Here is a 25,183-nt window from a genome sequence, read left to right as displayed (position 1 = left end):
ATTAGGTTTTAGAGATAGAAGATAAGGGGAGAGGAAGATGAAAATGAGCCATCCTTGCTTCAAAAAAAGTGCTTAATAAACAAAGTGATATAAGAAAACGTTCATGCGTTTGACGTGGAGTATATGTTTGAAAGTATTGATTTAATAAACTGTTTAAGGTATAATAAGTAAAGAAATGGAATGATTTGAAGCTGAAATGTAGCTGGGATAAATGGCGCGATTACGAAATCTTCTGGACAAAAATTGTCTACGAGGTTTTAGAGCTGTGTTGTTTCGAATGGTTCCAAAACAAGCAGGTCGTCCTAAGTTGGACAATCCACGTTTTAGAGCTGTGTTGTTTCGAATGGTTCCAAAACCAGATTACCCTCTTTAGACCGCTGATGGTTGTTTTAGAGCTGTGTTGTTTCGAATGGTTCCAAAACTATACTCATGTCTTTGAATAGATGACCATTGTTTAGAGCTGTGTTGTTTCGAATGGTTCCAAAACTGCTAAGCAATGGATCAAGGCAGAGACATTGTTTTAGAGCTGTGTTGTTTCGAATGGTTCCAAAACCTAAACTAGAAGATTTTACACCTGTTTCGTTTTAGAGCTGTGTTGTTTCGAATGGTTCCAAAACATGAAACTTAGCAACTAATTCCTGCGGAACGTTTTAGAGCTGTGTTGTTTCGAATGGTTCCAAAACTGCTGGAATTGAGTATAAATTGACTGATACGTTTTAGAGCTGTGTTGTTTCGAATGGTTCCAAAACTATCAAAAACTCCATTTATTCCACCTTGAAGTTTTAGAGCTGTGTTGTTTCGAATCATTATTTTTAAACACTCGATTCTTCATGATTGTCAAGTTGTCAATTTTATGATATAATCGATGATAGTTTGATTGGAAGATTACTCAAGAGGCTTAAGAGGCCGTGTTGGAAACGCGGTAGGCGTGTAATAGCGTGCGTGGGTTCGAATCCCATGTCTTCCGTCAGAAAGTAAAACTCCTTTGGGGAGTTTTTTTGTGTTTCACAAAGAGGGGTGTAAATGTTGAGGGAAAATTCTATTTTTTATCTATTCTTTATTGCAATGTCTTATAAATATGATATGATAAATACCAATATACGAACGAAGAGGTGACATATGCAGGAAAAACTTCTCCATCAGCTAGCTAAGACGGAGCTTCATTGCCATTTGGACGGTTCCTTATCACTAGAGGCTATTCGACAGTTGGCTGAGATGGCTCAGATTCCCTTACCTGTCCGTGATGAGGATTTGGTCAAGCTGGTTACAGCACCTGCTCAAACGGAATCTTTATTGGACTATTTGACAGTTTTTGATTTTATTCGTCCATTATTGCAGACCAAAGAGGCGCTGAGACTTGCGGCTTATGATGTGGCTGCTCAAGCAGCAAAGGAAAATGTTTTGTATATGGAGATTCGCTTTGCTCCAGAATTATCTCGAGATCAAGGGCTTACAGCACTTGAGACAGTAGAAGCAGTCTTAGAGGGGCTGAAGCAGGCGGAGGCAGAGTTTGGCATTATCGCAAGGGTTTTGGTTTGTGGTTTGAAACAAAGTGATCCTGACCAGACCCAAGCTATTTTTAAGGAAGTCGTAAGCCTTGCCCAAAAGGGGTTAGCAGGTTTTGATTTTGCAGGTAATGAAGCAGATTTTCCGACACAGGACTTAGAAGAGGCAATCAAAGCAACCCAAGATTTAGGATTACCAATGACCTTTCATGCAGGAGAATGCGGTTGCGTAACGAATATAGCCCATGCTTTGCAGTTGGGCATTTCCCGCATTGGTCACGCGACAGCCCTGATCAAGGATCGCAAAGTAATGGCTGAGTTTGTAGAGGCAGGTGCGACGATTGAGATGTGCTTGACTAGTAATCTCCAGACGGGAGCAGCTCCAAGTCTAGCTGATTTTCCTTATCAAGCCCTCTACGATTTAGGAGCTAAGATCACGATTAACACGGATAATCGCACCGTATCTGCCACGAATCTGACCAAGGAATATTGTTTGTTTGCCCAACATTTTGGAACCAGTAAGGATGATTTCTATCGTTTTAATCAGAATGCTATCCGGGCTAGTTTCACGACAGAAGCTGAAAAAGAGAAACTGTTGAAACAGCTAGAAGCAGCCTATCACAGATGTTAAAAAATCAGAAAAAGGTCATGAGACATTTACTCATGCTCTTTTTTTAGACCATAAATAACCAGCCGGATTCTATTTCATAGGCTAAATCCGTGCATGTATTAGATAGTCTAAGAACAGTTCATCAGATGTTCTTGGGAAATAAATGTAAAAAATATCTACGCTTACAAATGTAAGCCTTTACATTTACAGGTGTTTGGGTTATACTAAATGTTAGAGCAAACGTTTGCATTAACTATTAAATTTTTAGGAGGTTTCTGAATGAAAAAGGAAACGGTTGGCAAGGAGCGACATCATTTCGGATTACGAACCTTAAAATGTGGGACTGCCTCCATACTGTTATCAGCTAGTTTTTGTCTATTGGGTGGACCAACTGTCCAAGCAGAAGAAGCAACTCTAGATTCGGGAGTTCTGCAGGGAGATTCTTCTCTTTCTATAGAGGCTGGGATAGAAAACAAGGAAGAAAGAGAGGATGATAAGTTAGGACAGGACAACACCTTGGAGAAAGAAAATGAAGTGCCTTCTTCTGAACGGGCTGATTTGGACAAGAAAAGAGGGGAGGCTGAAGATGTTAGTCCTGCTTCTGCCCCTTCGGTAGCAGATGATGAAGTGGGAGCAGGCTCTATCCGTCTGCATTTTAAGACACTCCCCTCAGATAATCTAGCTAGCCTTGGCTTATGGACTTGGGATGATGTAGAAAAGCCCTCTGATCAAAATGGTAGCTGGCCCTTGGGAGCAACAAGTTTTTCGGAATCAAAGGTAGACGACTATGGTCATTATCTCGATGTGCCCTTGTCGGCAACAAAGCGTGAAAAAATTAGTTTTTTAATCAATAATACAACAGGTCAAAATCTGACGGGAGACAAGACAATAGAGCTACTTAGCCCTAAGATGAATGAGGTCTGGTTGGATGAAGACTACAATACCTATCTTTATGAACCGATAGCAGACGGTATGGTGCGTATCAATTACCTACGATCAGATCAGCACTATGAACGGAAATCCTTATGGTTGTGGGGAGATGTCGAAACTCCTACGACGAACTGGCCCGATGGTATTGATTTTGAAACACAGGGAAAATATGGTGCTTATGTTGATGTTAAATTGAAAGATCTTGCCAAAACAATGGGCTTCTTATTACTCGATGAAAGCAAATCAGGCGATGAGGTGAAGATTCAACCCAATGATTACCAGTTTACAGAGTTGAAAAAACATCGCCAAATTTTCTTGAGAGATGCAGATCCAATGATTTATACAAATCCTTATTTTATCAATGATGTTCGCATGACAGGAGCGCAGCAGATTAGTCTGACTGAGATTGAAGTGACTTTTACGACTTTAGAGAATAGTAAAAAAGAGGATATTGTAAAGAATTTACAAGTGAAAAATAAGGACGATCAGGTAGTTGAAATCAAGGATATTGTCCTAGATCAAGGAGCGAAAAAAGTTTTGATTCAAGCTGCATTTGATGGCGATCATGCTCCTTATACAGTAAGATATGGAAGTGAGCAGTTTACAACAGGTATGAATTGGCAGTTGAAAGATAATTTGTATCGGTATGATGGTGAGCTAGGCGCACGTGTGACTGAAAATGGTCAGAAAGTTGCAGTCACTCTATGGTCACCAAGTGCAGATCAAGTGTCATTAGTCATCTATGATAAAAAGGATCAAAGCAAGGTTATCGGCAGGGTAGCTATGGCTAGAGGAGACAAAGGGATCTGGCAGGCGGACTTAGCGACCAATAATCGTTTAGGGATTACAGACTACCGTGGCTATTACTATCACTATGAAATCACGCGAGGAGATCAGTCTGTTTTAACCTTGGATCCATACGCCAAGTCTTTAGCAGCCTGGAGTAGTGATTTAGCTAAGACAGCCCCGTCTTATAAGGTTGCCAAAGCAGCCTTTGTAAATCCAGCAGAGCTAGGACCAAGAGAGTTAAACTATGCGACTATTTCTGGTTTTAAGGATCGAAAAGATGCCGTGATTTATGAGGCACATGTCCGAGATTTTACGTCTGATCAGGCGATTGCAGGTGACTTGAAGTCCCAATTCGGAACCTTTTCAGCCTTTATTGAGAGATTGGATTATTTAAAGGAATTGGGGGTAACCCATATTCAGCTGTTGCCTGTTTTGAGCTATTACTATGTTGATGAATTCAAAAATGGAGAGCGTATGGATGAGTACATCTCTGGCAACAGCAACTATAACTGGGGATATGATCCGCAGAATTATTTTTCTCTCACAGGCATGTATTCGACGAATCCGGCCGATCCGACCGCGCGTATTGCAGAATTTAAGGAACTGGTTCATGAAATTCATAAACGAGGTATGGGTGTGATTTTAGATGTTGTGTATAATCACACTGCTAAAACAGATATTTTTGAAGATTTAGAGCCCAACTATTATCACTTTATGGATGCAGATGGCACACCACGGACTAGTTATGGGGGTGGACGTTTGGGGACCACTCATCACATGAGCCGGCGTATTTTGGTGGATTCTATTAAATACCTGACAGATGAATATAAGGTGGACGGTTTCCGCTTTGACTTGATGGGAGACCACGATGCAGAAACGATCCAGCTTGCCTATGCTGAAGCGAGGAAACTCAATCCAAATCTTGTGATGTTGGGAGAAGGTTGGGTGACTTATTCAGGTGATGAAAACAAGCCTGTCCAGCCTGCAGATCAATCTTGGATGAGGCACACCAACTCTGCTGCTGTGTTTTCAGATGATATCCGCAATACGCTGAAATCGGGCTATCCTAACGAGGGGACACCTGCATTTATCACGAATGGAAAGCAGAATATTGAAAAGGTCTTCCGTAATATCAAGGCACAACCAACGAATTTTGAAGCAGATGATCCAGGGGATGTCATCCAGTATATTGCTGCCCACGATAATTTACCACTAGCAGACATCATTGCCCAGTCCATCAAAAAAGATCCAGCCAATGCTGAAAACACCAAAGAAATCCATCGTCGTCTCCGCTTGGGAAATCTTATGATTTTGACTTCACAGGGGACTCCTTTTATTCATTCAGGTCAAGAATATGGCCGAACCAAGCAATTCCGTCATCTGGACTATCGCACACCTGTCTCAGATGACAAGGTGCCAAATAAGTCTCATCTTTTGACAAATGAAGATGGCAGTCCCTTTGAATTTCCTTACTTTATCCATGACTCCTATGATTCGAGCGATGCTGTTAATCATTTTGATTGGACTAAGGCTATGAATAGTGCACTTTATCCAGAACATACCAAGAGTCGTGCGTATATGCAAGGTTTGATTGCCTTGCGTAAATCAACAGATGCTTTTAAATTAGCTTCTAAGGAAGAGGTAGATAAACGAGTGACCTTGCTTACGACAGTCGGTAAAGATGGTGTCGAAAAGGATGACCTTGTTCTAGGGTATCAAACAATTGCAGGGAATGGCGATCTCTATCTGGTATTTATCAATGCAGATACAAAGGAACGTAGTTTTACTCTTGATCAATCCCTAAGAAATGCCCACGTTTTGGCTGATGGTCAACAAGCGGGCATAGAGGCGATTCAAGCACCCGATGGTGTGGCGCTGACAGAAAATAGGGTGACCCTTTCTCCTCTAACAGCAACCGTTTTACGGATTGCAAAAGAGGATGCCCAAAGACCACCAAGTGGTGAAGCAATTGTAAAGGGCTCGGTGATTATAAGGTATTGTGACATCAATGACCGTGTGTTGAAAGATAATGCCCTCGTACATTACAATGTAGCAGTCGATACTGCTTATAATACGGAGCAATCTGAACACAAAATGCAGACCCTTGTCGGATATGATGGAAAAACCTATAGTTTAGCACCTGCAGGTCACTACAAAGTTGGAGAGGTAGATATGAATGGGCATTTGGTGTCGTCAGCCTCTACGAGTGGTCTTGTTGAGGGGAATACGACCTTGATTGTCACTTATGTCTACCAAGAAGCATACACAACCAATCCATCCTTGCCACCAAAGACAGACGCTGATACAACCAATCCATCCTTGCCACCAAAGACAGATGCTGATACAACTAGTCCCAATGTTTCTAGGGTGACAAAGGTAGCAGGAGAATTAACAGTAGAAGATATGATCAGTGCAGTGACAGGAGTTGGTAATGGAACAGTTACTCTTGCACCGGGCACAGAGTTGCCGACTAGTGTAGGCACTCATAAGGTTTTGGTGTTAGTAACCTATCAAGACCAAAGTAGAGAAGAAGTAGAAGTTTCCGTCACCCTTACTCCAAAGACAGGTACTCAGCCAACAAGACCAACTACTACTCAAGGACCACAAGATACAGAAAATGCAAGTGGAAATAATGGTAGATCTTTCCTGGATAAACCACAGTCCATAAGCAAAGAAGAGGCAAAGGTCTTACCCAAAACAGGTGGTAAACCATTTCTTACAGGAATGCTCTTTGGGCTATTCACTCTTTTAGTAGGGTTCCTTTCTCTTGGAAAGAATAAGAGAAGCGAGTGATTCTCCCCATTAAAAAACTCTGAAATAGTGATATTTCAGAGTTTTTCTTTACTGTAAATTCAATTTCTTTGTCATGATGTAATAGGTTCCGAAGTAGTAGGTCAGAGAAAGGAGAGTGGGTAGGGTGAGCGCAAGGGGGATATATGTAGCTGAGGTCATAGGAGTAGGTGCTCCCAGAGGTAGGAAGAGCAAAAGAGTGAGGAAAGTCTCTCCGAGATTGAGGGCAAAATAGAAGACGATAGCAAGTAAGGTACGGTGGTCTTTGAATAGTTGGCCGAGTGAGATGGCAAAATAAACGGTGAGAATGGCATGGATGGAGTTAATGATAAAATTAAGTATAGAATAAAGAGTAAAGCTGACTCCGGTTATGTTTTGATAGTCATCTTTCATCGACCTAATCATTTCAGCCATATGAGCAGCCGATACAGGAGGGTCAACAATTAGCATGATAGTAAAAAAACATACTATAATCGTGATACCTGATAGGAGGCTCCAAATGAGACTAGTTATCAATTTACTGAGGATAATCTGGTGGTTGGTGACAGGAAGGGTCATGGTCAAGTAGCCTTGTCGACCATAGACGTTCTTTCGGAAACGATTGATAATAAGAAGGAAGGTAGAGAGGATGAGACCTCCTATGATAATGGCAAAGCTAATGATAATCAGTAGCAAGATTGCAATTCCAACACCACTACTGTCGTAGTATTGACTTGCCTGTTCGTTAAGAATGGTTGCTCCTAATCCGATGACGAGAGAAAGTACTACAGCTGCGACATAGAGGCCGAAATACCATTTTCCGACAGACTTCAATTCATATTTTAATAATTTTCCAAACATAGTCATCTCCTTTACTAAGCCTTAAACTCACGGCGGAATAGTTCATCAATCGATTCTCCGCTTTCAATCCGCAAATCATCGACATTACTATGGCGAATGATATGGCCGGATTGGAGAAATATAACTTCATCGAGGATCTGTTCAACATCTGCAATCAAGTGGGTTGAAATCAGGACTGAGGAAGTTGGAGAGTAATTGTTGATGATGGTCTGCAAGATATAGTCGCGGGCAGCAGGATCTACACCACCGATTGGTTCATCAAGGACATAGAGGAGAGCTTGGCGGCTCATGACCAAAATCAACTGAACTTTTTCCTTGTTGCCTTTTGATAAATGTTTGATTCTACTGGTGAGTTCGATATTGAGATCTTGCAGGAGATGAAAAGCACGCGCCTCATCAAAATCAGCATAGAAATCCTTGAAGAAATCGATGACTTCTATGACCCGTCTATCTTCATCCAAATAAGTCGTATCTGGTAGATAGGATACGATTTGCTTGGTTTCTGGAGAAGGTCTGTGACCATTGATTAAGATTTGTCCGTATTCGGGCTGGAGTAAACCGTTGAGTAACTTGATTAAGGTAGTCTTACCAGAGCCGTTTGGTCCTAATAAACCGATGATTTTTCCAGCAGATAGTTTGAGGTTGATGTTGTTAAGGGCAATTAATCCGCCGTATGATTTCGATACCTGTTGAAAGTCAACGAGGGTAACATTCTTTTCCATATTTGTTTCTCCTTATTTTCCTTCTAAATACTTTTCCAATTGCTGAACGACTTCATTGGGTTCAAATCCTAAATCGAACATATTAGATACAAAAGAATCTAATTTGTCCTTTGCTAGCCTAGATCTCGTTTCTTGAATCAGATTGAGATTATCTGTCACGAAGCGCCCTGTCGTGCGAACAGAGTAAACAAACCCTTCGTTTTCAAGTTCTGATAAGGCTCGTTGAACAGTATTGGGATTGACACCGGCAGTCTCTGCTAAATCACGGACTGTTGGAAGTTTGTTCCCTGGCTGGAGTTGGTGAGTTACGATTTGCAACTTAATCGTATTTGCAATTTGGATGTAGATGGGAAAGTTGCTATCAAATTTCCAAGTCATGATTATTCCTTTCTAAGAATACAAATGTAATTGTATAATTGTCTTATATATATAATACAATATTTTCAATCAGATTGCAAGAAATTATTCTAGTATAATCTTATAACCTGTATTTATAAGCAAAGCGCTTTTATGCTTTTATATAATAGTTTCTTTTTTGCTAGTAGTCTGGTGGAGTTTGAGGCATCGTTTGTTCCTCTGTCTAGTCTTTCCCCAAAAAACTTCGAGTATCAGCATAAAGCCCATAGTAGCAAGGGGGATTTTTTTGGTGTATAATAGTAGATAATAGCAAGAACAGATATAAAAATGGAAAACGATCAAGAAAAGAGGGAGGAAAGATGCTAGCACAATTGGATACCAAAACTGTCTATACCTTTATGGATAGTATGATGACCATTGACCGCTATGTGGCAGAAGCCAAGAAAATGGGCTACACACATTTGGGGATTATGGATCGAGATAATTTGTACGCAGCTTATTCCTTTATGGAGGCATGTGAGAAAGCAGGGATTCAACCTGTTATTGGTTGCGAGATGGAGTTTTTGGTTTCAGCCGATGAAAGTTTGATGATGCAGTTTATTGCTAGAAATACAATAGGCTACCAAAATCTTTTGAAAATTTCAACAGCCAAGATGACCGGGCAAAGAGAATTTGATGCCATTCGTTCCTATTTGACAGGCATTGCGATCATTATTCCTTATTTTGCTGGAATTGAAGACTATGATTTGGGGAGTGATTTTTACATTGGTGTCTGCGAGGCAACGCCAGCTTTGACGACTAGTCGTCCTTTAATTCCCCTACATACAGTGAGGTATTTTGAGGAAGGTCAAGTAGAAGTCTTGCAAGTTCTCCATGCGATTCAAGAAAATGTCCCGCTCAACCAAGTATCGCGACTTGTCCATAACCAAACCTTGCTAAGTCCAGAAAGTTTGGCAGCTATTTTTAGCCAGCGTTTTCCAGAAGCCTTGGAAGAATTGAAGCGCTTGCTTTCTACCATCTCCTATGAATTGGATAAGGGTTTGAAATTGCCTCGTTTCAACCGTCAGCGTGTAGCTGTAGAAGAGCTACGTGAAAAGGCAGAAGAAGGCTTGCAAAGCAGAGGGCTTACAGGTCCTGCCTACCGAGACCGCTTGGAACAGGAGTTGGCAGTTATCCACCAAATGGGTTTCGATGATTATTTTTTAATCGTTTGGGATTTATTACGGTTTGGGCGTAGTCAGGGCTATTATATGGGAATGGGACGTGGTTCTGCGGTTGGTAGCCTCGTTGCTTATGTTCTTTACATTACAGGGATTGACCCTGTCAAGCATGACTTGCTCTTTGAACGCTTTTTAAATCTTGAACGTTATAGCATGCCCGACATTGACATCGATATTCCAGATATTCACCGTGGAGATTTTATCCGATATGTGCGGGAGCGTTACGGGACACTTCATGCAGCACAGATTGTGACTTATTCGACCTTTGGAGCCAAGCAGGCCCTACGAGATGTCTTGAAACGTTACGGAACACTTGAATACGAAGTGAGTAGCATCACTAAAAAAATTTCTTTTAGAGACACGCTAGCAACAGCCTATGAGCGCAATGCCTCTTTTAGGCAAGTCATCAATAGTAAAATAGAATATCAGAAAGCCTATGCTATTGCCCAGCAGATTGAAGGACATCCGCGCCAGACCTCTATTCATGCAGCAGGGGTCGTGATGAGTGACCAGGAGCTGACAGACACAATTCCTCTAAAGACGGGGGAGGATATGCTGATTACTCAGTATGATGCCCATGCAGTTGAAGCAAATGGTCTGTTGAAAATGGACTTTCTGGGTTTACGCAATCTGACCTTCGTACAGAAAATGGCGGCAGCAGTGGAGGAAAAATACAATAAAAAAGTTGTGATTTCAACCATTGATTTGGAAGACCAGGCGACTTTAGAACTCTTTGCGAGAGGGCAGACTAAGGGAATTTTTCAATTTGAGCAACCAGGTGCGATCCATCTGCTGAAACGCGTCAAGCCTAGTTGCTTTGCAGACATTGTGGCGACTACTAGTCTGAACCGTCCCGGTGCTAGTGATTATTCCGATAATTTTGTCAAACGTAAACACGGTCAAGAAGCTATTGATTTATTAGATGATTCGATTGCAGCGATTTTACGACCGACTTACGGAATCATGCTCTATCAGGAGCAGGTCATGCAGATTGCGCAACAGTTTGCAGGATTTACCCTTGGAAAAGCCGACCTGTTGCGCCGTGCTATGTCTAAGAAAAATAAGGCAGAAATGCAGGGGATGGAAGCTAGCTTTCTTGCAGGTGCCCTTCAAAATGGGCATGATGAGGAAAAGGCGAGAAGAATTTTTGCCATGATGGCAAAATTTGCAGGCTATGGTTTTAATCGTAGTCATGCCTATGCTTATTCAGCCCTTGCCTTTCAACTCGCTTATTTTAAAACGCATTATCCAGATGTCTTTTTTGATATTATGTTGAACTATTCAAGTAGTGACTATATCTCAGATGCTCTACAATTTGATTTCCAGATAGCACCGGTAACCATCAACACCATTCCCTATCATGATAAGTTTGATGAGAAGAAGATTCTGATGGGCTTAAAAAATATCAAGGGTTTGCCTAGGGAATTGTCTTTTTGGATAATAGAAGAACGACCTTTTAAAAGTGTAGAAGATTTTATCTTGCGTCTACCTAATCCATTCAAGAAGCAGGAAATGCTAAGGCCCTTGATTCAGTTGGGATTATTTGATCTTTTTGAAGCAAATCGGAAGAAAATTTTGGACAATTTAGACAATCTCTTTGTTTTTGCTGATACATTTGGGACTTTCTTTTCTGAGGAAAGCTATAGTTGGCATGAGGCAGAGGATTATAGCGATAGTGAAAAATTTAGTCTAGAGCAGGCAATTATCGGAGTTGGTATCAGTCCCCATCCTTTGGTACTATTGGCAAAATCTGCTAGTAAACCCCATACTCCATTTTCTGAATTGTTGGCAGGAAGCATGGTGACTATTTTGGGGCAGATTCAGTCAACTCGTATCATTCGTACCAAGAAAACGGGGCAACAGATGGCATTTATCCAAGTGACTGATACGAAGAAAAAGCTTGATGTGACCCTATTTCCGGAAACTTACCAGCGCTACCAAAACCTCGTGAGAGAAGGAGAAATTTTCTATCTGACAGGCAAGGTTCAAGAAAGAGAAGGACAGCTCCAGCTAGTTTTGGATAAGCTAGAGTCTCCCTATTCTGAAAAGCTTTGGATTTTACTGGAAAATGGAGACAATGATCAGATGATTGCCAATATTTTATCGGAATATCCAGGGACAGTTCCAGTTGTTTTACATTATCAGGACCGCAACCAAACGGTGCAATTAGAACGGATTTTTATCGAAAAATCAGCCGAATTGAAAAATCGCTTACAAAAATTTTCAATGAAAACGGTTTTTCGGTAAAAAATAGTAAAAAGTCAAGCATACTGCGGGTAAATATGGTATAATGGTACAGTTAAAAATGAAAAAAGGAGCATTAGTTAAATGAAACGTATTGCTGTTTTGACCAGTGGTGGTGACGCCCCTGGTATGAATGCTGCTGTTCGGGCAGTCGTTCGTAAAGCAATTTCAGAAGGGATGGAAGTATTCGGGATTAACTATGGTTATGCCGGGATGGTTGCTGGAGATATTTTCCCTTTGACAAAAGAAGGTGTTAGCGGGATCCTAGGAACCGGAGGTACGATGTTATATTCTGCTCGCTACCCAGAGTTTGCTCAATTAGAAGGTCAATTAAAAGGGATTGAGCAATTAAAAAAACATAACATTGAGGGTGTTGTCGTTATCGGTGGTGATGGATCTTATCACGGTGCTATGCGTTTAACAGAGCATGGTTTTCCAGCGATTGGTATCCCAGGTACCATTGATAATGATATTCCAGGAACGGACTTTACAATCGGTTTTGATACGGCCTGTATGACCGTTATGGATGCAGTTGATAAAATTCGTGATACAGCGATGAGCCATCGTCGGACATTCGTGGTGGAGGTAATGGGTCGTCATGCAGGGGATATTGCCCTTTGGACGGGTATTGCTATCGGTGCGGATGAAATCATTGTACCAGAAGAAGACTTCAAGATTGAAGATGTTGTAGCAAGCATCAAAAAAGGATATGAAAAAGGGAAAAACCACAATATTGTCATGCTTGCTGAAGGAGTGATGTCGGCTCATGAATTTGCGAAAAAATTAAAAGAAGCTGGCGATACAAGCGATCTTCGTGCAATCGAGCTTGGTCATATTCAACGTGGTGGTCGCCCAACTGTTCGTGACCGTGTTCTTGCTTCACGCTTGGGTGCATATGCTGTTGAGCTTCTGAAAGAAGGTCGTGGTGGTCTTGCTGTTGGTGTTCACAAAGATGAGTTAGTTGCAAACCCAATCCTTGGAACCAAAGAAGAAAATGCTCTTTTCTGCCTGGGTGAAGATGGTAAGATTATTGTCAACAATCCTCATAAAGGAGATGCTAAGCTAGCAGGGCTAGCTCGTAGCTTGTCGCGTTACTAAAGATCTATAAGAATCTGTATTCACAGTTCAACACTTCCATCTAAGGCTTGTTTTTAAGCTCCTCATCGTTTGTTTTTTCAAAATACAGTCAGTATTTCCCCAAAAAACAGCCTTGATGAGTGAAAAACGCTCTCTTTTATCAAAAGTACTTTACTTGTGGACACAGCTTCTAAGACTTATTCGGATAAATTGGTTGCAAAAAAGGAGAAAACAAATCATGAATAAACGTGTAAAACTTGTTGCTACATTGGGACCTGCGGTGGAAATCCGTGGTGGTAAAAAATTTGGTGAAGATGGTTATTGGGGTGAAAAACTTGACGTTGAAGCATCTGCTCAGAAAATTGCTGAATTGATCAAAGAAGGAGCGAATGTCTTCCGTTTCAACTTCTCACATGGTGACCACCAAGAGCAGGGAGATCGTATGGCAACTGTCCGCCGTGCCGAAGAAATTGCTGGTCAGAAAGTTGGTTTTTTGCTCGATACAAAAGGTCCTGAGATTCGCACAGAATTGTTTGAAGGAGATGCAAAAGAGTATGAGTATACAACTGGAGAAACTCTTCGTGTCGCTACGAAGCAAGGAATCAAATCCACTCGTGAAGTGATTGCCTTGAACGTTGCAGGTGGTCTTGACATCTACAATGATGTTGAGGTTGGGAAGCAAATTCTTGTTGACGATGGAAAACTTGGTCTTCGTGTCTTTGCTAAAGATGATGAAACCCGTGAATTTGAAGTAACAGTCGAAAATGATGGTGTAATTGCAAAACAAAAAGGTGTCAATATTCCTTACACTAAAATTCCTTTCCCAGCACTTGCTGAGCGTGATAATGCAGATATCCGCTTTGGTCTTGAGCAAGGTTTGAATTTTATTGCGATTTCCTTTGTTCGTACTGCAAAAGATGTAAACGAAGTGCGTGCGATCTGTGAAGAAACTGGAAATGATCATGTGAAATTATTTGCGAAAATTGAAAACCAACAAGGGATTGACAATATCGATGAAATTATCGAGGCTGCAGATGGGATCATGATTGCCCGTGGTGATATGGGAATTGAAGTACCATTTGAGATGGTTCCAGTTTATCAAAAGATGATTATCACGAAAGTCAATGCAGCTGGTAAAGCAGTTATCACAGCGACTAACATGCTTGAAACCATGACTGAAAAACCACGTGCTACCCGTTCAGAAGTATCAGATGTATTCAACGCTGTTATTGATGGAACAGATGCAACGATGCTTTCGGGTGAATCAGCGAATGGTAAGTATCCAGTTGAGTCTGTTCGTACCATGGCAACCATTGCTAAGAATGCTCAAACTCTCTTGAATGAATACGGTCGTTTGGATGCTGCAAACTTTGAACGTACAAGTAAAACAGAGGTAATTGCGTCAGCTGTTCGTGATGCTTGCCATTCAATGGACATTAAATTAGTGGTAACTGTCACTGAAACTGGATTCTCAGCACGTTCAATTTCTAAATACCGTCCAGATGCAGACATCTTAGCAATAACCTTTACAGAAGAGGTACAAAAATCCTTGATGATTAACTGGGGAGTTATTCCAGTTGTGACGGACAAACCAGCTTCTACAGATGACATGTTTGAATTGGCAGAACGCGAAGCGATTAAAGCTGGCCTTGTTCAATCAGGAGATAACATCGTTATCGTAGCAGGTGTGCCAGTTGGTGTCGCTGGTTCAACGAATACAATGCGTGTTCGCACTGTAAAATAAGAAGGAATGAAAAGCCTAGTGGTCACTCCACTAAGGCTTTTTCTTGTCTTTCAGAATAAATGAAAGTTTGGTTTGCAAATAAGATACGAGGGCGTGAAACAACTCCTAGAAAAAATAGACAATCGAAGCAGGTTGGCTTGCAACCAATGAGATTGATCTTTTTTTCAGTGAGTTGTAGCCCGAGTTCAGTTAAACCAAGATACAACAGCCGTAACGCGAGCAAAGTAAAAATAGGAGGTTGACGCCGGGTTCGATGAACCCCAGGAAGCCTATCCTTACAGGATTCTCATCTGTAATCAGCTAAAGCTGAAACAGCTGCCTATCTTTTTTACATAGCTCGTAGGCAGTGTTCAATTAAAATAAGATACAAAAGCCGTAACGCGAGCAAAGTAAAAATAGGAGGTTGACGCCGGGTTCGATGAACCCCAGGAAGCCTATCCTTACAGGATTCTCATCTGTAATCAGCTAAAGCTGAAACAGCTGCCTATCTTTTTTACATAGCTCGTAGGCTATGTTCAATTAAAATAAGATACAAAAGCCGTAACGCGAGCAAAGTAAAAATAGGTAGTTGAGCAGAAGTTACTTACAACGAATGAGATTTATCCTCACTTTCCAGTTTCTTAGCTTGACTTCCATTTCCCGTTTGTTTTTTGATTTTTCTTGAGTATCAGTAGAAACTTGTATCTCAGTTCGTTTCGGTGTATAATGTTACATGTTTTGTTTTATAGTGTGGAATGAAAGGAGAAAACATGAAAAATAAAGCGATGATGCGATTTTCACTCTTGGTGATTTCCATCTTTTTAATGTCTCATTTAGCGATTGCGCCAGCTATTCCGAAGCTCTATGACTATTATCATGCTAAGAATGCTAGCCTTGGTCTCGCTTCTGTGGAGAGTTTGGTGACAGTGCCGGCAATGATGATTACGATTACAGTCTTGCTCAGTAACCTAGTTGTATCTTGGCTTGGAAGCAAGCGGACGGTTTTGCTGGGTCTGGCTTTGATTGGTATATTTGGAGTTTTGCCAACCTTTTTAACTTCTTTTCCCCTCATCCTTATCTGCCGTTTGTTGTTAGGGGTAGGAATTGGACTTTATAATTCTCTTTCTATTAGTCTGATTAGCGATTTCTATGAAGGGGAGATGAGGGCTCAGATGATTGGGTTACGGACAGCTTTCTTGAACATTGGGAAAGCTCTGACTACCTTTATTGCGGGATATGCCTTGTTGATTGGGGTCAATTATACCTTTTTAGTCTATCTGCTTGCCTTTCCAGTCTTTATCCTCTTTTATTTAAATATTCCCGAATCTAGTCAGTCTCAGGTAAGGGTAAAAGATGCAATTGTTTGGAATCATCAGGTAGGATTCATTGTAGCCCTCACTTTTTTAGTTGGAATCAGCTATATTGGGGCGACCATTAAAATTCCGAGCCTCCTTGTGACCCACTACGGTTTTTCCACCACCCTATCTAGTCAGCTACTCACGATTTTAGCCTTTAGCGGGATTATTACTGGCTGCTTTTTTGGACCAATTTTGAAAAAATTGGGAGATAGAACCCTTTTTGTTGTTCTTATTGCGATGGGACTTGGGAATCTCCTCTTTACTTTAGGTTTTCATCTTCCTCTCTTTATCCTTGCAAGTATCTTGGTTGGAATGAGTTTTGTTGGAATCATGTCCTTTAATTTTTATTATATTTCCAAGAAATTCTCGAAAGAACAAGTTCATTTTGTGACAAGCCTTGCTATTACGGGGGGAAATATTGGGGTCGTTTTAACGCCCTTATTCCTTACTAAATTGTTGGAACATTTCCAGATTGAACCCTTTATCACTCCCTTCTACATCAGTAGCTGTTTAATGGTATTTGCCTGCCTGTTGGCTTTCTTATTATTGAGAAGAAGAAATCAGTAAGGATTAAAATGTGAAAAGAGGCTTGACTTGGAGTTGACTCTAAGTGCTATACTAGAGGTAGCTTAACCAAGAAAGGGAGGAAAAGAGATGAAAACAGCAATTTTTGAAAAGGCTGGATCGATGATAGTCGGTGAGGTAGATAAGCCACAGCTTCAAGAAAAGGACGATGTCATTATTAAGATTGTGCGTGCCTGTGTTTGTGGATCAGACCTCTGGTCTTATTCGCATGGAGACGAGCGTGAAGCACATTCGATGAATTCTGGCCATGAGGCATTAGGGATAGTTGAAGAAGTAGGTAGCGAGATTACGACAGTCAAACCGGGTGATTTTGTTATCGTTCCCTTTACGCATGGTTGCGGTCATTGTGATGCCTGTCGGGCAGGATTTGATGGGACTTGCGACAATCACCCAGCTCCAACAAACTGGGGTGGGGGTTTTCAGTCTGAATACCTTCGTTTTCATTATGGAAATTGGGCATTGATAAAGATACCTGGACAACCTTCTGACTATTCAGAGGGCATGCTCAAGTCGCTCTTAACCTTGGCAGACGTTATGCCTACTGGCTATCATGCAGCCCGTGTAGCTCATGTCCAGCGTGGAGATAAGGTAGTAGTGATTGGTGACGGTGCAGTTGGTCAATGTGCTGTCATTGCAGCTAAAATGATGGGTGCTTCACAGATTATCTTGATGAGCCGCCATGCCGACCGTCAGGCGATGGCATTAGAATCAGGGGCGACAGCTGTCGTAGCAGAGCGTGGAGAAGAAGGCATCGCTAAAGTGCGTGAACTATTAGGCGGTGGGGCAGATGCTGCACTTGAATGTGTAGGAACTGAAGCTGCAATCGAACAAGCACTTGGTGTGCTTCACAATGGTGGACGCATTGGATTTGTTGGGGTTCCACATTACAATAGTCGACCACTCGGTTCAACCTTTGCTCAAAATATCTCAGTTGCAGGTGGTTCTGCTTCGGTGACTACTTATAACAAGCAAGTCTTACTAAAAGCGGTTCTTGACGGGGAGATTAACCCAGGATGTGTCTTTACACAGACCTATTCTTTAGAAGACATCAACCAAGCCTATCGAGACATGGCAGATCGTAAGGTGATTAAGTCTATGGTACTTGTAGAGTAAGGAAAAAATAGACACTTCTTCAGAATCCTATCATAGAGCGAGCAAAACAGTTTGTTTTTTAAATGATGAGAGGTTGGGATGAAAATCCCAACCTCATGTTTTGTCATGACTTCAAACCATATAGTTGTTTCGTTTACTTTTAGTACTAGGCAAGGAGCTACAAGCTGTACTGGAGTAGGGCAAAATGAGTTCCAATATCTAGAAGATGATTGGAAGTTGGAAATAAGGAAAGGGAGTTTCCACAATTGTTGAAGTAATAAAAGGTAAATTAAATGAGTATTACGTTTAAAACAAAGGCACGATATAAGGAGCAGGGCTATAGGGCTGGGCATCAAATTCATAGGGTTGTTCAAGGATAGCTTGTGCCAGCTGCCAACCGATAAAAGGGCCACAAGTGAGGCCTGAAGAGCCTAGACCACTTGCTACTAAGATAGGAGCTTGATCGGACAAACGTCCGTAGAAAGGGAGAAAATCTGAGGTATAAGCCCGAGTACCGACGCGGGTATGGGTGATTTCGTACTGTTCTAAGGCAGGAATAAAAGAAGTAGCTACCTCTTTCATCTGCTGTATTTTTTTCTTATCTAGCGATAAATCATAGCCCTGATCGTTTTCATGGGTCGCTCCGATGACTAGTTTTCCTTGGTCAAATGGGAGGATGTCGATTTCCCCATGGAGCATACAGCCAGGCCAGTTATCGGTTGCAAGGTTTGTATTTAGTTCCAGTAATTGTCCCTTTTGTGGTCTGATATCAACCTTGTAGCCTAAGGGACTAAGGAGGTCTGGCAACCAGGCTCCGGCAGCTAAGATCAGCTTATCATAGTTATAGGTGCTAGTCTCTACTTGAACTTGTTTGTTGGGCAAGAGCTGTGCCCTTCCTTTGAGGAAGTGCCCTCCTTGCTCTTGAAATACAGCTTGTAACTGGTCCAAGAGTTGTCCACCGTCCACCCGTCCACCCCCATGGGTGAGAACTGCCCCTTGGTCTGTTACAAGAGGAGGGATTTGCTTTCTTAGGTCTTCCCCTTTTAAGACGTCAAGTCTGCCAATGATTGGGGACTGGATCTGCCTTTCTTGAGCGAGAGTTGCTAATTTAGTTAGTAGGGCATCTTTCTTTTTGAAAATGAGGGTTCCTGTTTGTTTATAGGGGAGGTGTTCGATACCTGCTTTTTGTAAATCTTGCATCAAATCCAGATAAAAAGCAGCCCCCTTATCAACCAAGCGATACCAGCTCTGGTTGCGCCGTTGAGAGAGCCAGGGACAGATGATGCCAGCAGCAGCCCTGGTAGCATTTCCACTTCCTTCATCGATGAGTATGACCTGCATATCTGGGGCTTGAGAGAGATAAAAAGCAGCGGTAGAGCCCACAATCCCTCCACCAATAATGATGATTTTTTTCTGTTTCATGTTTCTAGTATAGCATAAAGACAGGAGGGTTTCTTTATTTTTTTGAAAATGGTAGAATAGAAAAAAGGAGAAGATATGTCAGATGTAATGTACCCAGAAGTCATGGTAATTGGTAGTGGAGCGATCAAAGTTGCAACTGTTGGTGATAGTTTGACCTATGGTTATGGCTTAGAAAACCGAGAACGAGATGCCTATCCTAGTATTTTGGCTACAAAATTAGGGCCTCATTATCAGGTCTTTAATTTTGGTCTGAGCGGACGTTCCTTACAATCTACCTCAGACTATCCTTATTTACAGGAAAGAAATGCCCAATTATCTCTTGAGAGTGATGCAGATATTGTCATTATAATGATTGGAAGCAATGATAGCCGGGCTCCCTATTGGAATAAAGAACGCTTTATCAAAGAATATAGCGAACTAGTGGAGCGTTATCTTCAAATGCCAAGTCAGCCAGATGTCTATCTTTTAGTTCCTCCCTATGTTCCGACTAGCCGTTTTGGTCTCAACAATGATATTATTCGTACCGAACTGCAGGAAATTATCCCTAGAATTGCGACGGATAAGGGATTGGAATGGCTGAACTTATACCCGCTAACAGAAGGTCATGGAGACTACTATAGTGATGGGCTTCATTTGACCCCACTTGGAAATCAGCTCATAGCAGAGATAGTTTACAAAAAAATAATAGGAGAAAACCTTCGGTAATTTCCGAGAAAATATGTTATACTAGTAATCAAGAAATGGGGGAGGATTATGGCAAAAAGAGAATTGATTCATCGAATGATTGTTGTTAGTTTATTGGCAGTAGGAATCATTGCGCTACGTATTTGGGTCTTTGAACCAGTTACCATAACGAAACAAATGGCAAATCACTACCTCAAAGAAAATGATATCATCATTGCAGTGAAGAGTAAAGAACTGGAATATGGTGACCTTGTTTTATATCAAGTAGACGGGGTAGAACGTGTCGGTCGGGTTATTGCCAAGGAGGGCGATAGTGTGACCTACATGGATGATGTTTTATATCGCAATAATGAAATTGTAGAGGAAACCTACCTCAGCAAGTCAGCAAACCATCAGGACTATTATACAGAAGATGTCATTGTTCCCCGTTTGGAGAAGAAAAATTATTGGATTTTAAATGATATCCGGACCAACCGTGAGGATAGTCGGACACTGGGTTTGATTTCGTCCAAACAGGTGATTGGTCGCTTGACTTTCCGCATCAGCCCAATCAGTGAATTTGGCTTTATTGATATCGGACTAACCCAAAAGTAGGGTTAGTTTTTTTATTTGCAAATAAGACTAGACCAATTTTGGATTTGACAAATAAAAATCTTTTCTATATACTAATTCTATTGGTTTTATTTCATATAAAAATGACTATACCAATTTATAGAATCCTTAATTTAGAAATGGAAGTGAAAGAATATGTGTGGAATCGTTGGTGTTGTTGGCAATCCAAACGCAACTGATATTTTGATTCAGGGACTTGAAAAATTAGAATACCGAGGGTATGATTCAGCAGGAATTTTTGTTACAGGTGGAGCAAGAGGGCATCTAGTCAAATCCGTTGGTCGCATTGCTGATTTATCGGCTAAGGTCGGATCTTCTGTCGAAGGTACAATCGGAATCGGGCATACCCGCTGGGCAACTCATGGAAAACCAACTGAAGAGAATGCCCACCCTCATACTTCACAGATCGGGCGCTTTGTCCTCGTTCACAATGGGGTGATTGAAAATTATCTTGAAATGAAAACGACCTACTTGGCAGGTCACGATTTTAAGGGGCAGACAGATACTGAGATTGCCGTTCATTTGATTGGCAAATTTGTTGAAGAAGATGATTTGTCTGTGCTTGAAGCCTTTAAGAAAGCTCTTCACATTATTCAAGGTTCCTATGCCTTTGCTTTAATCGATGCTGCAAATCCGGATACGATTTATGTGGCAAAGAATAAATCGCCCCTTCTGATTGGGCTTGGTGATGGCTATAATATGGTGTGTTCAGATGCTATGGCGATGATTCGTGAAACCAGTGAGTACATGGAAGTTCATGATAAGGAATTGGTTATTGTAACCAAAGAAAGTGTGGAAGTCATGGACTACGATGGGAATCCTATCGATCGTGGTAGCTATACAGCAGAATTGGATCTGTCAGATATTGGTAAAGGGACCTATCCTTTCTATATGCTAAAAGAAATTGATGAGCAGCCAACTGTGATGCGGAAGTTGATTAGTACTTACTCAGATGTGGACGGTCAAGTCAAGGTGGATCCTGCCATTGTCAAAGCTGTTCAAGAAGCAGACCGTATCTATATCCTTGCAGCAGGAACCTCTTATAATGCAGGCTATGCGTCTAAGAATATGATTGAAGCCTTGACAGATACACCAGTCGAACTGGGGGTTGCTTCTGAATGGGGCTATCACATGCCACTTTTGAGCAAGAAACCTCTCTTTATCCTATTGACCCAGTCTGGAGAAACAGCTGATAGCCGTCAAGTTTTGGTCAAAGCGAACGAAATGGGGATTCCAAGTTTGACCATTACCAATGTGCCAGGCTCTACTCTTTCACGTGAAGCGACTTACACCATGCTCCTTCATGCCGGTCCTGAAATTGCAGTTGCTTCTACCAAGGCTTATACAGCACAAATTGCTGCCCTTGCTTTCTTGTCTAAAGCAGTTGGCGAGGCAAATGGCAAGCCAGAAGCACTTGACTTTGACTTGGTACATGAATTGTCCCTTGTGGCACAATCGATTGAAGCGACCTTGTCTGAAAAAGACAGGCTTGCTGAAAAGGTGGAGAACTTACTTGCAACAACGCGCAATGCTTTTTATATCGGTCGTGGAAATGACTACTATGTAACAATTGAAGCAGCGCTAAAATTAAAAGAAATCTCCTATATCCAATGTGAGGGCTTTGCAGCTGGTGAGTTAAAGCACGGAACCATCTCCTTGATTGAAGATGGCACGCCAGTGATTGCCTTGATTTCAGCGAGTGAGCAAGTGGCTGCGCATACACGTGGAAATATCGCAGAAGTAGTGTCCCGAGGAGCTCATAGCTTGACCATTGTAGAAGAAGGTCTAGAGCGTGCAGAAGATGACATTGTAGTGAACAAGGTTCACCCATTCCTCTCTAGTATTTCAATGGTCATTCCAACCCAACTGATCGCCTATTATGCCTCCCTTCAACGGGGACTAGACGTTGATAAACCCCGTAATTTGGCAAAAGCCGTTACGGTTGAGTAAAGTATGATTCCTTTTCCTCGTAGCCCTGCTACGGGGATTTTTTCATCTCTTTTTAGTTCAAACTCAGTAAAACAAGTTCCCAAGCTTTCTAAAAACAAAACGACTATAACAAGGGTATCCGTATCCCTAAAGTCATACTCACTAAACATCAAAAGCACACGAGGAAGTTAGTCAGTGATGCTCTCTTCCCTCAAAACGTCATTTGCAATCCATTTATTTTCTTTGATATGCCAAGAATAGGGAATGGTTCTTTCCACTTCTCATCTCCCTTTAAAGCAGACCTTTCTTTTTCAAGCTTCCTCTGTTTGAGCTATAGGGGGAGCTTCCCTATCTCTAAAAAAAATATTTTGAGAAATGAAAGTAAATACTTGACAAAATCGAACGGGGGGGGGGGGTAGAATAGGTACATGCTATTTAGCTAGGGTTTTCTTTCTGCAGGTCAAGAATATCCTAAGCCTCTTCTTTTCTTAGGGCTCATTTCCTGTTCGAAAAGAAGAAGACAGTTTGATAGAATTTGGCTGTTGAGAAGGGTGAGAACCAGAGCTAGGTAGGAATAGAACATTTAAAGGAGTATGGTAACTTGAAAAATAGACAGAAGATGGATTGGTATCGTCTGGGGCAACGTTTTTCCATTCGGAAATACCATTTTGGAGCGGCTAGTATCCTTTTGGGAACTGCCCTACTGCTAGGAACACCAATTGTCCAAGCAGATGATGAAGTCACGGCAATGCCAACCTTGACTAGCCAGCCAAAAGCAGCAGCGGAAGAGGCTTCCCCAGTTGTTGAGAATCCCATAGCGGAGTCAACTTCACCGACAACAAGTGGGGACCTAACTAGCCCAGCAGTTGCCGATAAGGTAGAAGAGAAGACAGAAGAAATCTTATCCAGTCATACAGACGAGATTGAAAATACTCAACCTGTCCTAAACATTGGTCAAGTGACCAAGGCCATCACCGCTCCAGTTACGGCAGAAGAGATTCTCAACCAGATTGTATCTGTAAATGGTGAAGCTATCACCAGTAAAGCAATCAAAGATGAGCTACCCAGTAAGGTTGGACTTCATCAAGTTGCAGTGGAAGTGACCTATGGGAATGGCAAAAAGGACCTAGTCCATGTTCCAGTTGAGATAACAGAGGGAGCGGATCAAGAAACAGAAAAAACTTCTCTTTCGCCTGCTTCTTCAGCTTTAGACCAACCTCAGACTACTGAAGAAAAAACAGAAGCTCTCCCAACTTCTCCAAGTACAACTGAAAGTGAGGATCATTCTGCAACAGAGGCTTCTCGTACGAGACGAGCAAGGGATACAGGGAACACCTCCTTTAGAAGTATAGGGAACGGTTCAGAAACCTTAAATGGCAAGACCTATTATGCTGGAGATACAGCTTTTACCCTCAAAGATGACTATAATGTTGTGTTTAGCAGTATGGGTCCGGTATCCAATCGCCCAAATGACCCAGGATTGGTCGATTTGGGCAATCGTCGGTATGTTTATTTATATGATTTTGGGAATGCTACTGATATAGATTATAAGGAACTACGTAGACGAGTAAGTTTTGTACCGAAAAGTGGTTCGAGGGTTGCAATTTATGGTATGCCAACGATTCTAGGAACGGATATTGATAATCCAGCCAAAAGACGCATTATCCAAGATGGAGAAATCTATCGCTTTGTGCATCCTACTGATGATGAATTAGTGAGTATGGTAAAAATTTATGGTAGGGGGCAGGGGAGAGAGAACGCTTTGCGAACGAACCCTGTTTCTCAATCTATTCCTGGGAGGCTTGACAGAGTCACACCATTTACATTAACAAATCTCAATTCGGGTGGATTAGGAGAGGCTTCTACTGATATTATATATGTTTCAGGAGCCTATTATTCTACATATTTCCATAAATCGGCTGATGCCTATTTAGGAGATGGAAGAATGGCTGAAGATGAAGGAAATTCAGAGAAATTTGAATATAAGGACAATCGTATTGCCATTCCATTGATTGCTGTAGACATTCGTCCCCCACAAATTGATGGTAATGCAAGTGCGACTGCTCTGGCATTACCCAGTCAACCGATTTTGGCGACTGATTTGGAAAGCCAGCTCACAAATAAAATCAATGTTAACAAGATTGTCGTAACCGATAATGTTCATAGTAACGCTACCTTAGTAAGTGCTCCAACTCTCTCACAAAGTGTCCGTATCGCTGGGGTCAATGCCTTACCACGTTTAACACAGGCACAAAAGAATGAAAAAATTGCGGCAATAAACAAAACCGTTGAAAAAAACAATTTAACCTACCTACGCTACAAAGACGCTCAAGGCAACTACTATGATACGTTGGCTCAAGTAAAGGCCAATGCCCTACAAGCAAATGCACGTAAGACCTATGAAATCATCGCCATCTCAACAGATGAATCAGGGAACGCAAGTACCCCGACAAAAGTTGGGCAATTTACAGTTACAACACAAGCTGCTGAATACAACCCAGCTGTAACGAGCCTCACCAAGCCAGAAACCCAACCGGTGACGCAAAATGAAGTGCTAGGCAAAGTAACTGCCCCAAGTGGTGTGACTATCACTAATAAACGTCTAACAGGTACTGTCCCAAGCACAGTCGGCACGCATCAAGTTCCAGTAGAGGTCACTTACGCAGACGGCACTAAAGAAACGGTCAATGTACC

15 protein-coding genes, 1 tRNA gene and 1 CRISPR repeat array are annotated in these 25,183 nt (G+C 41.7%); of the genes, 12 read left to right on the top strand and 4 right to left on the bottom strand.

Translation table 11 applies throughout. From position 1 onward, the window contains the following. Positions 1-254: 254 nt before the first annotated feature. A CRISPR array of direct repeats spans positions 255-749; the repeat unit is 36 nt; unit sequence GTTTTAGAGCTGTGTTGTTTCGAATGGTTCCAAAAC. A 130-nt stretch (positions 750-879) separates the two neighbouring features. The 3 genes from ACVPON_RS05225 (at position 880) to ACVPON_RS05215 (ending at position 6,627) form a co-directional block, all read left to right on the top strand. Beyond that, positions 880-967 (top strand) — tRNA-Ser (locus ACVPON_RS05225). Between the two features lie 152 nt (positions 968-1,119). Continuing rightward, positions 1,120-2,136 (top strand): adenosine deaminase, encoded by a 1,017-nt coding sequence (gene add / locus ACVPON_RS05220; protein ID WP_462876853.1) that lies wholly within the window; start codon positions 1,120-1,122, stop codon positions 2,134-2,136. Positions 2,137-2,394: 258 nt separating this feature from the next. Next, positions 2,395-6,627: a pullulanase gene (locus ACVPON_RS05215; RefSeq protein ID WP_462876851.1), complete on the top strand. Its 4,233-nt coding sequence runs from the start codon at positions 2,395-2,397 to the stop codon at positions 6,625-6,627. A 48-nt stretch (positions 6,628-6,675) separates the two neighbouring features. Here the strand turns inward: ACVPON_RS05215 and ACVPON_RS05210 are convergent, their stop codons facing one another. The 3 genes from ACVPON_RS05210 to ACVPON_RS05200 are packed head-to-tail and all read right to left on the bottom strand — an operon-like array spanning position 6,676 to position 8,564. Further along, a complete protein-coding gene (locus ACVPON_RS05210; RefSeq protein WP_462876849.1) occupies positions 6,676-7,464 on the bottom strand; it encodes a hypothetical protein in 789 nt (262 codons plus the stop codon). A 14-nt stretch (positions 7,465-7,478) separates the two neighbouring features. Then, positions 7,479-8,186: an ABC transporter ATP-binding protein gene (locus ACVPON_RS05205; protein WP_462876847.1), complete on the bottom strand. Its 708-nt coding sequence runs from the start codon at positions 8,184-8,186 to the stop codon at positions 7,479-7,481. A gap of 12 nt (positions 8,187-8,198) precedes the next feature. Further along, a complete protein-coding gene (locus tag ACVPON_RS05200; protein ID WP_462876844.1) occupies positions 8,199-8,564 on the bottom strand; it encodes a GntR family transcriptional regulator in 366 nt (121 codons plus the stop codon). Between the two features lie 338 nt (positions 8,565-8,902). Here ACVPON_RS05200 and ACVPON_RS05195 point away from each other — a divergent pair, with 338 nt between their 5' ends. The 5 genes from ACVPON_RS05195 (at position 8,903) to ACVPON_RS05175 (ending at position 17,863) form a co-directional block, all read left to right on the top strand. Then, positions 8,903-12,010 (top strand): DNA polymerase III subunit alpha, encoded by a 3,108-nt coding sequence (locus ACVPON_RS05195; RefSeq protein WP_462876842.1) that lies wholly within the window; start codon positions 8,903-8,905, stop codon positions 12,008-12,010. A gap of 81 nt (positions 12,011-12,091) precedes the next feature. After that, positions 12,092-13,105, top strand: coding sequence for a 6-phosphofructokinase (gene pfkA / locus ACVPON_RS05190; protein WP_462876840.1), 1,014 nt, complete (start codon positions 12,092-12,094; stop codon positions 13,103-13,105). Between the two features lie 217 nt (positions 13,106-13,322). After that, positions 13,323-14,828 (top strand): pyruvate kinase, encoded by a 1,506-nt coding sequence (gene pyk, locus ACVPON_RS05185; protein ID WP_462876838.1) that lies wholly within the window; start codon positions 13,323-13,325, stop codon positions 14,826-14,828. 749 nt (positions 14,829-15,577) lie between these two features. Then, on the top strand, positions 15,578-16,732 hold the full coding sequence (locus ACVPON_RS05180; RefSeq protein WP_462876836.1) for an MFS transporter: 1,155 nt from the start codon (positions 15,578-15,580) through the stop codon (positions 16,730-16,732). An 87-nt stretch (positions 16,733-16,819) separates the two neighbouring features. Beyond that, positions 16,820-17,863 (top strand): zinc-binding dehydrogenase, encoded by a 1,044-nt coding sequence (locus ACVPON_RS05175; protein WP_462876834.1) that lies wholly within the window; start codon positions 16,820-16,822, stop codon positions 17,861-17,863. Between the two features lie 285 nt (positions 17,864-18,148). Here the strand turns inward: ACVPON_RS05175 and ACVPON_RS05170 are convergent, their stop codons facing one another. Further along, on the bottom strand, positions 18,149-19,264 hold the full coding sequence (locus tag ACVPON_RS05170; RefSeq protein WP_462876832.1) for an NAD(P)/FAD-dependent oxidoreductase: 1,116 nt from the start codon (positions 19,262-19,264) through the stop codon (positions 18,149-18,151). 75 nt (positions 19,265-19,339) lie between these two features. On the opposite strand from ACVPON_RS05170, the gene ACVPON_RS05165 reads away from it, so the two are divergent. The 4 genes from ACVPON_RS05165 to ACVPON_RS05150 all read left to right on the top strand — a co-directional run. Further along, positions 19,340-19,969: a DUF459 domain-containing protein gene (locus tag ACVPON_RS05165; protein ID WP_462876830.1), complete on the top strand. Its 630-nt coding sequence runs from the start codon at positions 19,340-19,342 to the stop codon at positions 19,967-19,969. A gap of 48 nt (positions 19,970-20,017) precedes the next feature. Next, entirely contained in the window at positions 20,018-20,542 is a 525-nt protein-coding gene (lepB, locus tag ACVPON_RS05160) for a signal peptidase I (RefSeq protein WP_462876828.1), read from the top strand. A gap of 153 nt (positions 20,543-20,695) precedes the next feature. After that, positions 20,696-22,510 carry a glutamine--fructose-6-phosphate transaminase (isomerizing) gene (gene glmS / locus ACVPON_RS05155; RefSeq protein WP_462876826.1) on the top strand — a complete coding sequence of 605 codons (1,815 nt, stop codon included), beginning with the start codon at positions 20,696-20,698 and terminating at the stop codon, positions 22,508-22,510. A 580-nt stretch (positions 22,511-23,090) separates the two neighbouring features. Further along, positions 23,091-25,183: Rib/alpha-like domain-containing protein (locus ACVPON_RS05150; protein WP_462876824.1), on the top strand; the 2,093-nt coding region annotated here is incomplete at its 3' end.

Source organism: Streptococcus sp. 1F3 (assembly GCF_054968985.1).
Note: the sequence above shows the minus strand (reverse complement) of the source record. Positions and strands in the feature narration are given on the sequence as shown.